The following is a 13,771-nucleotide window of genomic DNA, read 5'->3' as shown; positions in this document are numbered from 1 at the left end:
TACCTAGCCCCTCAGTGTATTAAGTTTACTTAGATCAATAGTTTTGCGTTTTCTAAATATCGCTACAACTATAGCCAAGCCAATTGCTGTTTCAGCAGCTGCTACTGCCATAATGAAAAATACAAAAACTCCACCCATTGGTTGCTGATGCATATTTGCAAATATCAAAAAATTAGTATTTACAGCAAGAAGCATTAATTCTATAGACATCAATAATATCAGGATATTTCTTCTATTAATGATAATCCCAGCAACACTTATCACAAATAAAATCGTACTAAAAATCAGCCCATGAGTAACTGATACCGAAATACTATTCATCTGAAACACCTCCATTAGGTATCTTAACCATTCTCAGACGATCTTTAGCTCGCACTTTAACTTGCTTAGCAGGATCGACTGTTTTATTTTCTTTTCGCTTAGCCCTTAGCGTAAGAGTAATTGCTGCTGTCATTGCTGTTACAAGAATGAAGTCAACCAACTCAAATACATATAGGTTGCTATTATTAAACATAGCTGAACCAATAACTCTAAGTCCACCAACCCCACCTTGCATTTGACTACCTGCAAACACATGCGTTACTGCGTAGCTTATAATTGTCGCAAAAATAGCACAAACTATAACAGCAGCTAAGGCATAAAAAAATCTACCTATTCTGCCCTGTTTTTCAGTATGCAAATCAAGCATAAAGACCACGAACAAAAACATTACAAGTACAGCACCAACATACACTACGATTAGTAGTAATGCTAAATACACTTGCTGAAATATAATCCAAACACCTGCAGTAAGCACGAATGTGAATATCATTGCAATTACTGAGTTAACCGGATTACCACTTAACACTAACACTAATGCAGATATAATAGCTAGTGATGCAAAAATATAAAATAAAATATCTGTAACTGCCATACTACTACCTAAAATCCTTATCTTGCAATCTTGCTGCTGCTATTTGAGGTTCATACTTATCACCTACTGCTAGCAATTTTGCTTTAGTCATAATATTTTCACCACGCTCTTCAAAGTGATACTCTAAAATATCAGTTTCAACAATTGAATCAACTGGACAAGACTCTTCACAGAAACCACAGAAGATACATTTAAACAAATCTATCTCATAGCTAGATGTTCTTCTTGAACCATCTTCTCTCTCTGTTGATTCGATAGTAATCGCTAACGCTGGACATACTACCTCGCATAGTTTACACGCAATACATCTTTCTTCACCATTATCATAGCGCCTAAGGGCATGAAGCCCTCTAAATCTATTTGAAATAGGTGTTTTCTCATCTGGATATTGCACTGTAACTTTTCTCGTAAAAAAATGCTTTCCTGTTACAGTTAAGCCTTTTAATAGCTCCCATAAAAGAAAGGTTTTAAAAAAATTCTTAATATTTCCCATCATATCTTCCTCTTACCACCAAGGTCCTAGACCAAATCTTACCATGCAGGCAACGACAACAACCCATACAAATGTAAGTGGTATAAATATTTTCCAACCTAAACGCATAATTTGGTCATATCTGTATCTTGGGTAAGTAGCTCTTATCCATAAAAACATAAACATAAATATACCTGTTTTGCCAAACAACCACACTGTTGCTGGAACCCAGTCAAACAGGCTTTGTAAAGGAGTGGCTTCAAACGGTGAATGCCAACCTCCCAAAAACATAATTGCCGTCAAAATACTTATCAAAATCATGTTTGCATACTCTGCTAAAAAGAATAATGCAAATCTCGAACCTGTATACTCAATATGGTGACCAGCAACAATCTCAGACTCACCTTCCACCACATCAAATGGCGCACGGTTTGTCTCAGCTAAGCCTGATATGAAGTAAACGATAAATAAAGGGAATAACGGTATAAAGAACCAATGCCAAATTCCGCCACTTTGAGAATCAATAATTCCAGTAATTCCCATAGATCCTGAAGCTATAACAACACCTACAACTGCAAAACCCATTGCTAACTCATAAGATATAACTTGAGCCCCTGCTCTTAAAGCACCGAAAAGAGAGTATTTACTGTTTGATGCCCAACCAGCGATTACAATTCCATATATAGAAAAAGATGTCATCGCCAATATATAAAGCAGACCCAAATTCATATCTGAAAGTACAACTCCTGGTGCAAATGGTATTACAGCCCAAGCAGCATAAGCAGGAGCAAATGCTAATATTGGAGCTATAAAAAACAAATATCTATTTGAATTTGTCGGTACGATTATCTCTTTCAAAAAAAGCTTTAAAGCATCCATAATTGGCTGCAACAAACCAAAAGCACCTACTCTATTTGGGCCTAAGCGGTCCTGCATATAACCAATCACTTTTCGTTCAGCATATGTGTAATAGGCAACAACTAAAATCAAAGGAATTATAATAAGCAAAGAATAAAGAGCTATCCAAAGAATATATGTCAGCATATTATTCTCCTCCTTCTAAAGGTTTAAAAGTCGTGTTATCGGCAAACAATATATCTTTAACCAACTTACGTGGTATTAAAAAGTTCTTTGCTTGAAGAGACTCGTCAACAGTTACATCAAGCTCAATATCATTGTCTATGTTATAAACTTTGATTTTACCAGTTTGCTTTTTTAAACCCAGCTCATCAGCAAACTCTTGAGAAATTCTAACACCTTTAAATCTTTGAGCATCTTTTGTAAGCTGTAATGGTTTAGATCTTCTAAGAAGACTTGTCGAATCATACATTGGGTTAGATACAACAAAAGCTATCTCTTTCTGAATATCTAGATTCGCATTTAATATCTTTGTAATATGATTATGACTTACGCGCGCTCTTGTTTGATAAGCATCTTCAGTAACTTCTGATATAGCATTATAATCAAAGTCATCTAATCCTAAAAGATTACCTAATACACGTAATATTCTCCATAACTCCTTATTTTCAGCATACGGCTTAACAGCTTTATCAAACTTACGAACATTACCAAACATATCAATGAAACTACCTTGTGTCTCATAATGAGTCGAAACTGGTATTATTATATCCGAAGTATCTTTTGTGAACTTATCTGCAAATGATGTAAAAGATACAACGACATCTATACTATCCATTGCTTTTCTAAGTTGCTCTTCACCATAAACACTATCTGCCGCCAGCTCTGTATGAGCAGTCAAAAGAAGCTTCGTTTTAGTCTGAGAGTTTAAGCACTTATAAGTACTAAAGTCTGATTTAGATGAACTTAAAATCCTATCAGCAGCTATAGAGTTTACATTAGTTGCTAAAAAGCCACCTTTAATGTTAGCCACTTTCTCTAAAATAGAAAATATATCAAACACAGTTTCGAAAGCAGAGTTACCAATAATGTCTTGACCTATAAAAATCTTTGGATTATCTGCCGCTATGATTCTATCAGCTACCTCTCTTACTTGAGCAACTGGATCAACTTTACGTAAAAGCTCATCTAACTCACCGTAAGCTATATTTGAACGCACAAAAATAGCTTTTAACAAAGATAGTGCAATATAAATAACATTATCTGCAGCATACTCAATCTGATCAACATCATAGTTAAAGTCGTAGTTGCAAACATTCCATGCTGCCACCCTAGCTTTATTATTATCTACAGCCTTTTTAATTGCTACATTAACTAGTGGATATTCTTTTCTTATATTAGAACCAAATACCAAGATATAATCACTGTTTTCGATATCTTCTAATGAACAGCTTAACCCCTTACCAGAGCTTACACCTGAGGTATCTGCATTTTGTCTAACTCTAGCATCAATATTGGTTGAACCGATACTTGCTAAAAGTTTTTTCATTAAAAACATTTCTTCTGAAGTACCTGTTTCAGAAACTATAGCTGATATTGCCTCCGCTCCATCTTGCTCTTTAGTTTTTTCGATAGCAACTTTAACAAAATCCAAAGCCTCTTCCCAAGACACATCAACCCAATCACCTGATTTCTTAATCATTGGTTTTTGGATTCTATCTTCACTGTATAGTCCAGTGTATTCAAATCTGTCTCTATCTGCTATCCAAGTTCCAGTAATTTCACTTTCTCTTGGAACTACACGGATCAACTTATCTCGATACACATGAGCATCCAAATCAACAGCTAAAGCATCTCCACCTGAAGTTGCAGGAAATTGTTTTAATTCCCAAGGTCTTGCTTTGAATCTAAAAGGCTTAGAAGTAAGTGCTCCGACTGGACACAAATCAATAACATTTCCAGACACTTCAGAGTCAACCATATCCCCAGCAATATAAGTACTAATCTCCGAATTATCTCCGCGACCCATTACACCCAGCTCTTTTACACCTGCGACCTCTTCTCCAAAACGCACACAACGAGTACATAATATACATCTTGTCATGTCTGTAGCAATAAGAGAACCTAGACCTGGATCTGGAACTGCTCTTTTGGACTCTTTATAGTCAGATGTCGTTTTACCGTAACCCATCGCTATATCTTGCAGCTCACACTCACCACCTTGATCACATATTGGACAATCAAGCGGATGGTTTATAAGCAAAAACTCCATCACATCTTTTTGCATCTGTAAAGCAGTTTCTGAGCGAGTTTTAACCTTCATGCCCTCCATTACTGGAGTAGCGCATGCAGGTGATGCACGCCTTGCACCCTCAACATCTACTAAACACATGCGGCAGTTTGCTGCTACAGATAGTTTTTTATGATAGCAAAATCTAGGTATGTAGATACCATTAGCATCTGCTATTTGTATTATTGACTGATTAGGTTCAGCTTCAAAGCTTTTACCATCAATCTCGATATTTATTTTTTTGGATTCTTTATTGTCTGACACTGAAACCTACTCCAATCAACTATTGATCCACGATACTTTTACCACTATTCTCAATCATATACTCAAACTCATGTCTAAACTTTTGAATATAACTCTGTACCGGCCATGCTGCAGCATCACCAAGTCCACAAATAGTGTTACCTTCGATATTTGTTGCTACTCGTGTAAGAGTATCAATATCGTCTAACTTGCCATCACCATCAATTATACGGTGAAGCGTACGAGCTAACCAACCAGTACCTTCACGGCACGGTGTACACTGCCCACACGACTCTTCATAATAAAACTCTGCTAATCTAGCAAGTGTTTTTACCATACAAACAGTTTCATCTAGCACAACTACAGCACCCGACCCAAGCATAGAACCTGCAGCGGCTATAGACTCATAATCCATATTAACGCCAAGCATTTCTTCACCTGTTAAGATTTTTGATGAGCTACCACCTGGTATAACTGCTTTAATTTTATTGCCATTACGCACACCGCCACACATCTCTAAAACTTCTGTAAACGGAGTACCAAGACTTATTTCCATCACGCGTTGATTTACCACATGTCCTGAGATACAAAAAAGCTTCGTTCCGCCACTTTTCTCTGTTCCAAGCTTACTAAACCATTCACCACCATGCTGTAAAATAGCCGGCACTGACGCAAATGTTTCTGTATTATTGATATTTGTTGGCTTACCATACAATCCTACAAATGCAGGGAATGGAGGTTTAAACCTTGGACGACCTTTTTTACCTTCTAGAGACTCTAAAAGAGCTGTCTCTTCACCACAGATATAAGCACCTGCTCCTATAGCAGAATACAAATCAAAAGATATTCCTGAAGATTTGATGTTTTCACCTAAAAGACCTGCAGAATAAGCTTCTCTTAAAGCATCCTCAAACCTTTCTATCGGCTCATAAAACTCACCTCGAGTGTAATTATAACCTTTAGTTGCGCCAACTACATAACCGGCTATAGCCATACCTTCTATAAGTTGGTGTGGATTGTTGCGTAAAATCTCTCTATCTTTACAAGTACCAGGTTCACCCTCATCTGAGTTACAAACCACATACTTTTGACCAGGCATACTACGGGGCATAAAGCTCCATTTCAAACCTGTTGGGAAACCAGCACCACCACGACCTCTAAGACCAGACTTTTTTAATTCGTCTATTATTATCTCTGGTGAAATTTTTTCAGATATAATTTTATTCCAATAAGAATATCCGCCTACAGACAAATAAGCCTCTAAACTATAAGGCTTATCTAAGTGCAGCGTACGAAAACAAACTTCATTTGCCATTTCAACTACTCCAAAGAATCTATTATTTGATTCACTTTTTCTATAGTTAAGTTTTCATAAAAAACTTTATCAACTTCAAGCATTGGTGAACCACAACAAGCTCCCTGACATTCAACCTCTTTCAAAGTTATTCTGCCATCTTTCGTAGTCTCACCTGGTTTTACTCCAAGTCTTTTTTCAATATGAGTCAAAAGCTCATACGCACCATTAAGCATACAAGATACATTTGTACATACATTTAATTTATGCCTACCAACAGGCTTTAAATCATACATACAATAAAATGTAGAAACTTCATATACATCAACTTTACTTACACCAAGATATTCAGCTAATGCAGTTTGCAAATCATCAGTTAAAAAACCACCATTTTCATCCTGCAGTATATGCAAACCCTCTAGTATTGCTGATTTTTTTTGATCTTCAGGGAATTTCGCTAAAACCCTATCTATATTTTCTTTCGCTTCTGGCGATATTAATTTTACTAAAGACATCTTTTCCTACCTATCCACATCACCAAACACTACATCTATCGTTGAGATCATAGCTGGAGCATCTGCTAGCATATGCCCTGACAACATCTCGTCTAACGCACTAATATGTGCAAAACCTGGTGCTCTCATTTTCAACCTATAAGGCTTATTTGCACCATCTGATTTTATATATACCCCAAACTCACCCTTTGGATGCTCTGTTCCAAGATAAACTTCACCTTCAGGAGTACAGTATCCTTCTGAGAAATGCTTAAAGTGATGAATCAACTCTTCCATATCATTCTTCATAGAATTTCTTCTTGGTGGTGTCACTTTATGGTTTTCAGACAATACAATACCAGGATTGGCTCTTAACCAATCAACACATTGCTTAATGATTTTGTTTGACTCACGCATTTCTGCCATTCTAACCAAGTATCTGTCGTAGCAGTCACCATTGGCACCCACAGGAATATCAAAATCTAGCTTACCATAAACCTCATACGGCTGATTTCTTCTAAGATCCCACTCAACTCCACTAGCTCTAAGCATTGGACCTGTAAAACCAAGCTCTTTTGCACGCTCAGCAGTCACAACACCAATATCAACATTTCTTTGCTTCCAAAGACGATTATCTGTAAGTAGAGTATCTATCTCATCTAAAGATTTCTCAAAATCAACGACAAACCTATCTAAGAAATCAAGCATACTTCCATCGCGTTGCTTGTTTAATTTTTTAGTCTTTCTTTTGCTTGAGAATCTACTTTCTTTATATTGAGGCATCTGTGTTGGCAAGTCTCTTGCAACACCCCCTGGTCTGAAGTAAGCAGCATGCATTCTAGCGCCAGAAACAGCCTCATAACAATCAAAAAGATCTTCTCTAATTCTAAAAGCATATAGAAACACAGTCATAGCCCCTAAATCAATACCACAAGCCGCTGCCCATAGAAGATGATTCAAAATACGCGTCATTTCTGCAAACATTACTCTTATATACTGAGCTCTTTCAGGAACCTCTAATTCAAGCAGCTTTTCTATTGCCATAACATATGAGTGTTCATTACACATCATCGAAACATAATCAAGCCTATCCATATAACCAATACTCTGATTATACGGCTTAAATTCAGCTAATTTTTCTGTCCCTCTATGCAACAATCCAACATGAGGATCCGCTCGAACAACACTTTCACCATCAAGCTCTAAAATAAGCCTTAAAACACCATGTGCTGCGGGATGCACTGGACCAAAATTTAGCGTGTAATTTTTATATTCTGCCATCTTTTAAACCTATTAGTTTACTCACCACGAATCACTCTAGCAGTGTTAACCCTATCATCAATTTCGACAGGCTCATAAACCACTTTACCTAAATTTTCATCATAACGCATTTCTACATAGCCTGTCTGAGGAAAATCTTTTCGTAATGGATGCCCAACAAAACCATAATCTGTAAGAACTCTTCTTAAATCAGGGTGGTTATTGAAATAAACCCCAAACATATCATAAACTTCTCTCTCTGACCAATTTGCTGACGGCCAAAGATCACTTACAGAATCAACCAAAATTATTTGAGCATCCTTAAGCTTACACTTAACTCTAAGGCGTATATTATTTGCCATACTGATAAGCTGATAGATAACTTCAAACCTATTATCATAATTACTTGTCTTAGCATCCTGCTCACGACCTCGTGAAAAACCTGTTTGCGAAACAACCTTTCCAACCTGCCAATCAGACTGTCCATAAGTCAAATAATCTACAGCTGTAATATCTGTAAGTTGCTCAAAAGAATAATCTTTCTTTAACTTGCTCAAGATCATGTGTATATCGCGCTGATCTCTTATAACAACATTTAGCTCTTTTTTTGCAACAAAGCACTCAACACCAAACCCTGCTAGGATTTTTTCAATATTACCAAGGTGTTGTTCTAAAGAAACACTCATAACTACTTCCTCGCTATAGTGTTTGTTCTAATAATTTTATTCTGTAACTGAATGATCCCATAAACCAAAGCCTCTGCTGTTGGTGGACACCCAGGCACATAAATATCTACAGGCACGATCCTATCACACCCTCTAACCACAGAGTATGAATAATGGTAGTACCCTCCACCATTTGCACATGAACCCATTGAAATCACCCACTTAGGGTCTGGCATCTGGTCATAAACCTGTCTTAATGCTGGAGCCATCTTATTACATAAGGTACCCGCAACTATCAATACATCCGACTGTCTTGGAGATGGTCTAAACACCACACCAAACCTATCTAAGTCATATCTTGCAGCACCTGCATGCATCATTTCTACAGCACAACAAGCCAAACCTGTAGTTACAGGCCATAAAGAACCTGTACGCACCCAATTGATAAGTGCATCAGCACTTGCTGTTATAAAACCTTTATTCTCGTTACCTATTCCCACTCTAAAGCTCCTTTTTTCCAAGCATATATTAGACCTAAAAACAGCACCACCAAAAATATAATCATCGCAAAAAACGCATGATTAGATATAGCTGGCACTGTTGCACCAGCTCTAAGGTTTATGCCCCAGGGAATAATAAATGCCAGCTCCAAGTCAAATATCAAAAATAACACTGCTATTAAATAAAATCGTACATCAAGCTTCTCTCTTGCATCACCAAATGCAGGGAAGCCACACTCAAACGTCTCTCCTTTTGTCTTACTGGGATTGTTAGCCCCAACTATTACAGATAAAACTTTACCTATAACAGCAAAAACAACCCCTAAACCGAAAGCGATTATTAGAAAAATTAATATTGGTGCAAACTGCGCATAAATGTTAGTACTCATGAATTGAAAACTATAAATACAATTAGTGCCCCCATATTAGCATATTTTAGATGCAAGTACAAAGAGTAAAGACTGCAGTTAAAAAGGTCGGCTCAATCTTATATACTACTTTGACATAGCTTTATTACTAGCTCCACAACCCTCAAACTTTCGCTCCGATAAAAATATCCCAAGAAGAGTCGCAAATATAAAAACAGTCATTTGCACCGTAATAAAATAATCAAAAGCACACCCAATAAAAAAAGATATCGCTAAAATTCTAAGACACGCCCTAGTATCTTGGCTAAGGTATTTCGCTTCGTAGAACAGCATAACAAAAAACATCAAAAGCATTGCACCTGCGATAATACCACCCCTAAAAACATAACTCAGAAATTCATCATGAGGCATTATGCCACCATTCAATACTGAGTTGTTTGCCCTCAACTCATCACTTCTCTCTATCAGTTGTGAAGTACACTCTTTAACATCAAGCTTATTAGTCCCATACCCACAACCGAAAACAAATACAGTTGGATATTTTTGAAGAACTTTGATAGAAGAGTAATAATAAAGTAATCTCAACTGTGTTGACGCTAAACCTAAATCTTCAGCTACTACCTGCTTATTATTATGTGAATCAAAGAATACAGTCATTTCCTTATATGTTTCTGTAGTTCTATCATTGAAAACACTTGAATATCTATATGTCCCAACCAATAATGTGAGAATGACTAAAACAGTAACCATAATCATATAAAGCAGACGCCTAAAACTATAATTATTTTGATGTGCATAACGCCTCACTAGAAAAAGAGCGAAGTAAATAAATGCAGCAAACTCTATTAGGTAACCTGCCTTACTTCTATTTGCAAACAGATCAACAAAAACAATAGTTATTACGAGTGATACGAGAAGTATTTTAGATATAATATTTTTTAAGCACCCAACCTTAATGAGTAACATTATAGAGACTATTGGTAAACTTATTGCAACCACAGATTGCATTACTGAGCCGCCCCTCACTCCCTTATAAAAATCACTAATGATAAAGCCAGCATCATGCATGTATCTATAGACATATGCAATTAAACTAACTATAACAAATACAGAAACGACAATAATAAAAAAGTTAATAAGCCAATTTCTTACCTTAATATTTCTAGACAAAAAATGTATCAAGGCAAGAATATAGATGACTACGAGTATAGGGTTTGAAAAACCAAAGAGCGACTTCGCCATAAACTCCTGATTAATTACCATAACATAAATCATTTGAATATTTATGATAATTCCAGCTAAAAACAAATAAAACAAAGAGCGATTCTGCCTTAGATCTTTAAAAGAAAATTTACCCGAAAAGAGATATAGTGCCATGACCACTATCACTCCTATTGACACTCCAGCCCTAGCGAATAAAAAGACACTAAGAACTGCAATCGTTACAGCCGTTGCAATAAGAATTGAATAAACACGGTTAATAGAGGTTAGTTCCATTTAAATTCTACTACTCAATCAAATACTTACTTAAAAAGTCATTATATCAGAACTCTACACCCTTTAGAATAATTATACAAAAACGTGACATGCGCTGGCTTTTACAGAATTAACGATCTCTTCACATACAAACTTCCGTTAAATAAATTTAATTAGCATAAAGTAGACTTTATAAATTTCTCGACTATACTAATCTAGTATAAATGTTTTTATATTCTTATATATCACTATGTTATACAAACAAGTAAAAACTGTTCTGAAAATACCGCGACATACAGTATATTCATTAATCATATATAGCTTACTGCTAGGTTTTCTATCTTTAACAATACCTGTTTCAGTGCAAACTCTTGTAAATCTTGTTGGAGTAAGTTTATCCATAAGACCTGTTATATCATTAATAACCATTCTATCAATACTGTTGATGGCAGCATTTTTTGTAAGGATCTTCCAAGTAAAATTAGTGGAGCATATACAGCGAAAAGTCTTTATTGAAATAGTGTTTAGAGTCGTATCTTGCGTTTATAAAATGGATTTCAACGACTTAAAAGACGTAAATGTCAGAGAAAAACTAAACAGATTGTTTGAACTAAAAGTTCTGCAAAAATCAGTATCTATTATGTTTATGATTTTACTAGATATTTTCTTACAAACACTTTTCTGCGTAATCATTCTAGCCTTCTATCATCCGATGTTTTTGGTGTTTGACATACTACTAATCACCTGTATATTTTTATCTATATTTCTGCCATTAAACGCCGGTTACAAACAAAGCCTCAAAGAGTCTGATGTTATATACGACATTGTATACTGGTTTGAAGAAAAGACATCTGAATTCTTATCGTTTAGGCAACGTCCAATGAACAACTCTGTTGAGCAAGTTGATAATAAGTTATGTGAATATATCAAAGCTAGAGATGGTTTTTTCAGCGTAATGCTAAAGCAACATATTTATATAGGCTTAACCTATATTTTCATGAATATCCTACTACTTGGAATAGGAAGCTACCTCATTATTCAGGGACAACTTTCAATTGGTCAGCTGATAGCTGCCGAACTATTAGTAAACATAGTCCTTTTAGGTTTACTAAAATTCAGCCAATACCTTAATGATTGCTACGGGTTTTTAGTTGGAATTAAGAAGATAAAAGATTTATTAGATTTAGCAAAGAAAAATGAACCGCAAAAAACAAATACCAGTATTGCTGATATTGAAGGTGGGATTAGGGTTTTGGAAATTGAGCTAAACACTAGTGGAAAATACTCATTAGATTATACTAAGCAAAATCAATACAACCTTGCATTAGAGACAAAAACAGCTCAAAGTCTCTTGAATGGACTTTTTACGAACTGTGCTGAAGAAGTTATCAAAATAAATAATATTTGTATTAGCAATTACTGTCCCGAAACTGTAGGCAGAGATATTCATATAGCTTCTGGTATAGAGGTAATAGCTGGATCTGTTTTAGACAATCTTTGTGAAGGTGAATACTCGCATGACAAACTGAAACTTTTGAGCGAATTACTTGAGCTTTTTGACATACAATTCCTTGAAAAACATTTTCAGAAAAAAATCGATTCTCAGCTAATAAAGTATGACTTGATGTTTGATACTCTTATTGTATTAAAAATGAATGTTATTCGAGCTATACTTAAATCCCCTAAACTACTGATTTTAGTGGACTCGTACGGTTTAACAAAAAGAAATGGTGACAAGTCTATAATTCAAAGTTTAAGTGAATTAGATATTGCCTCCCTTATTGTTTCAATTAAATAGGAGGAGCTTATGCAAAAAAAATCATATCAAATGCTAAAAAAAGATCCTAGCTTTAAGAAAATAATGTTTTTAGTTCTCATTTGCATAATAGGCATAGGTGTTGTGCTTGCTATGATTCCATGGCAACAAACTGTTGATGGCTATGGAGAAGTCACCACGCTTTCACCATCGGATAGACAGCAAAGTATTTCAGCTCCCATAGGTGGTAGACTTGGAAAGTGGTATGTTTTTGAAGGAGAGAAAGTCAAAAAAGGTGATCCAATAGTTGAAGTACTAGATTTAGATCCGGAAGTTGTCTTAAGGCTCGAGGAGGAAAAAGCCGCAATCGAGTTAGGTATTAAATCATTTAAGCTTGCAATAGAAAATGCAAAAAGAAACATTAAAAGACATAAATACTTGGTAGAAAAAGGAGCTAGTACCGCAAGAGTCTACGAACAAGCTCAAATGGAAATGGTGAACTATACAAAAGAATTAGCTAAAGCAAATGTTGACTTAGCCAAAGTAAAAGTGCAGATTGCCCGACAAGACAGCCGTATGGTTAAAGCTCCTACTGATGGAGTGATTGTTGATCGCATCCATGGTGTCGGTGGTGTAATCGTAAAAGACAGTGATACTCTTGCAACCATTGTCCCAGAAAGTAAAGGACGTATAGTTGAGCTTTGGATAAATAGTATGGATATGCCTCTTGTTAATGTTGGAGATAAGGTTATGCTGCAATTTGAAGGCTGGCCTGCTGTACAGTTTAGTGGATGGCCACAAGTTGCCATAGGAACTTTTGGGGGTGAGGTACTATTTATTTCTCCCCAAAATAACGCTACGGGTCAGTTTAAGGTATTTATCAAGCAAAGCGGTAAAAGAGATTGGCCAACATCCGATGTTTTACGTCTAGGAACTAAAGTTCATGGTTGGGTGCTACTTAATGATGTAAGCTTAGGTTTCGAAATGTGGCGCAGATATAATGGCTTCCCTATCAACCTAAACAGTAGTCAACTACATATTGGTATGAACAAAAATAAATCTGTAGTGAAACCAAAAACGGCTGCTACACTTGGTGAACAAATACAAAGTCAACCATCTAATATAAAATAGTCTTATATAGCTTTTTTTATTATCTTTTCTACTTTATAATTTCCTTCGTAT

General features: G+C 35.9%; 14 protein-coding genes. 2 read left to right on the top strand and 12 right to left on the bottom strand.

Annotated features, from left to right (window positions below):
* Positions 1-3: 3 nt before the first annotated feature.
* The 12 genes from nuoK to CDH04_RS00370 all read right to left on the bottom strand — a co-directional run bounded on the left by nuoK (position 4) and on the right by CDH04_RS00370 (position 10,854).
* Entirely contained in the window at positions 4-336 is a 333-nt protein-coding gene (nuoK, locus tag CDH04_RS00425) for an NADH-quinone oxidoreductase subunit NuoK (protein ID WP_112869149.1), read from the bottom strand.
* Entirely contained in the window at positions 314-913 is a 600-nt protein-coding gene (locus tag CDH04_RS00420) for an NADH-quinone oxidoreductase subunit J (protein WP_112869148.1), read from the bottom strand. The genes nuoK and CDH04_RS00420 overlap by 23 nt, the downstream gene beginning before the upstream one ends.
* A gap of 4 nt (positions 914-917) precedes the next feature.
* Positions 918-1,406: an NADH-quinone oxidoreductase subunit NuoI gene (gene nuoI, locus CDH04_RS00415; RefSeq protein WP_112869147.1), complete on the bottom strand. Its 489-nt coding sequence runs from the start codon at positions 1,404-1,406 to the stop codon at positions 918-920.
* 12 nt (positions 1,407-1,418) lie between these two features.
* Positions 1,419-2,429, bottom strand: coding sequence for an NADH-quinone oxidoreductase subunit NuoH (gene nuoH / locus CDH04_RS00410; RefSeq protein ID WP_112869146.1), 1,011 nt, complete (start codon positions 2,427-2,429; stop codon positions 1,419-1,421).
* Between the two features lies 1 nt (position 2,430).
* Complete coding sequence (nuoG, locus tag CDH04_RS00405; protein ID WP_112869145.1) at positions 2,431-4,797, bottom strand: NADH-quinone oxidoreductase subunit NuoG; 2,367 nt, start codon at positions 4,795-4,797, stop codon at positions 2,431-2,433.
* Between the two features lie 19 nt (positions 4,798-4,816).
* Positions 4,817-6,091 carry an NADH-quinone oxidoreductase subunit NuoF gene (gene nuoF / locus CDH04_RS00400; protein ID WP_112869144.1) on the bottom strand — a complete coding sequence of 425 codons (1,275 nt, stop codon included), beginning with the start codon at positions 6,089-6,091 and terminating at the stop codon, positions 4,817-4,819.
* 5 nt (positions 6,092-6,096) lie between these two features.
* A complete protein-coding gene (locus tag CDH04_RS00395) occupies positions 6,097-6,585 on the bottom strand; it encodes an NADH-quinone oxidoreductase subunit NuoE family protein (RefSeq protein WP_112869143.1) in 489 nt (162 codons plus the stop codon).
* Between the two features lie 6 nt (positions 6,586-6,591).
* Entirely contained in the window at positions 6,592-7,845 is a 1,254-nt protein-coding gene (locus tag CDH04_RS00390; RefSeq protein ID WP_112869142.1) for an NADH-quinone oxidoreductase subunit D, read from the bottom strand.
* Between the two features lie 17 nt (positions 7,846-7,862).
* A complete protein-coding gene (locus CDH04_RS00385; protein ID WP_112869141.1) occupies positions 7,863-8,510 on the bottom strand; it encodes an NADH-quinone oxidoreductase subunit C in 648 nt (215 codons plus the stop codon).
* Between the two features lie 2 nt (positions 8,511-8,512).
* Complete coding sequence (locus tag CDH04_RS00380; RefSeq protein ID WP_112869140.1) at positions 8,513-8,989, bottom strand: NuoB/complex I 20 kDa subunit family protein; 477 nt, start codon at positions 8,987-8,989, stop codon at positions 8,513-8,515.
* Positions 8,980-9,378, bottom strand: a complete 399-nt coding sequence (gene ndhC / locus CDH04_RS00375; RefSeq protein ID WP_112869139.1) for an NADH-quinone oxidoreductase subunit A — start codon at positions 9,376-9,378, stop codon at positions 8,980-8,982. Before ndhC ends, CDH04_RS00380 begins: the two co-directional genes overlap by 10 nt.
* A gap of 105 nt (positions 9,379-9,483) precedes the next feature.
* Positions 9,484-10,854, bottom strand: a complete 1,371-nt coding sequence (locus tag CDH04_RS00370; protein WP_112869138.1) for an O-antigen ligase family protein — start codon at positions 10,852-10,854, stop codon at positions 9,484-9,486.
* A 229-nt stretch (positions 10,855-11,083) separates the two neighbouring features.
* On the opposite strand from CDH04_RS00370, the gene CDH04_RS00365 reads away from it, so the two are divergent.
* The gene (locus tag CDH04_RS00365) at positions 11,084-12,631 is read left to right on the top strand and encodes an ATP-binding cassette domain-containing protein (RefSeq protein ID WP_112869137.1); all 1,548 of its coding nucleotides are present in this window, start codon (positions 11,084-11,086) and stop codon (positions 12,629-12,631) included.
* Between the two features lie 9 nt (positions 12,632-12,640).
* A complete protein-coding gene (locus tag CDH04_RS00360; RefSeq protein WP_112869136.1) occupies positions 12,641-13,720 on the top strand; it encodes an HlyD family secretion protein in 1,080 nt (359 codons plus the stop codon).
* The last annotated feature ends 51 nt before the right edge of the window (positions 13,721-13,771 follow it).

The organism is Francisella adeliensis (assembly GCF_003290445.1).
Taxonomy (GTDB): Bacteria; Pseudomonadota; Gammaproteobacteria; order Francisellales; family Francisellaceae; genus Francisella; species Francisella adeliensis.
Note: the sequence above shows the minus strand (reverse complement) of the source record. Positions and strands in the feature narration are given on the sequence as shown.

What these genes read in the sequence shown, in the direction of transcription:
- CDH04_RS00390 (WP_112869142.1), bottom strand. Translation starts at nt 7,845, where the DNA reads ATGGCAGAATATAAAAATTACACGCTAAATTTTGGTCCAGTGCATCCC.
- nuoH (WP_112869146.1), bottom strand. Translation starts at nt 2,429, where the DNA reads ATGCTGACATATATTCTTTGGATAGCTCTTTATTCTTTGCTTATTATA.
- nuoF (WP_112869144.1), bottom strand. Translation starts at nt 6,091, where the DNA reads ATGGCAAATGAAGTTTGTTTTCGTACGCTGCACTTAGATAAGCCTTAT.
- CDH04_RS00360 (WP_112869136.1), top strand. Translation starts at nt 12,641, where the DNA reads ATGCAAAAAAAATCATATCAAATGCTAAAAAAAGATCCTAGCTTTAAG.
- ndhC (WP_112869139.1), bottom strand. Translation starts at nt 9,378, where the DNA reads ATGAGTACTAACATTTATGCGCAGTTTGCACCAATATTAATTTTTCTA.
- nuoK (WP_112869149.1), bottom strand. Translation starts at nt 336, where the DNA reads ATGGAGGTGTTTCAGATGAATAGTATTTCGGTATCAGTTACTCATGGG.
- nuoI (WP_112869147.1), bottom strand. Translation starts at nt 1,406, where the DNA reads ATGGGAAATATTAAGAATTTTTTTAAAACCTTTCTTTTATGGGAGCTA.
- CDH04_RS00370 (WP_112869138.1), bottom strand. Translation starts at nt 10,854, where the DNA reads ATGGAACTAACCTCTATTAACCGTGTTTATTCAATTCTTATTGCAACG.
- CDH04_RS00395 (WP_112869143.1), bottom strand. Translation starts at nt 6,585, where the DNA reads ATGTCTTTAGTAAAATTAATATCGCCAGAAGCGAAAGAAAATATAGAT.
- CDH04_RS00365 (WP_112869137.1), top strand. Translation starts at nt 11,084, where the DNA reads ATGTTATACAAACAAGTAAAAACTGTTCTGAAAATACCGCGACATACA.
- CDH04_RS00420 (WP_112869148.1), bottom strand. Translation starts at nt 913, where the DNA reads ATGGCAGTTACAGATATTTTATTTTATATTTTTGCATCACTAGCTATT.
- CDH04_RS00385 (WP_112869141.1), bottom strand. Translation starts at nt 8,510, where the DNA reads ATGAGTGTTTCTTTAGAACAACACCTTGGTAATATTGAAAAAATCCTA.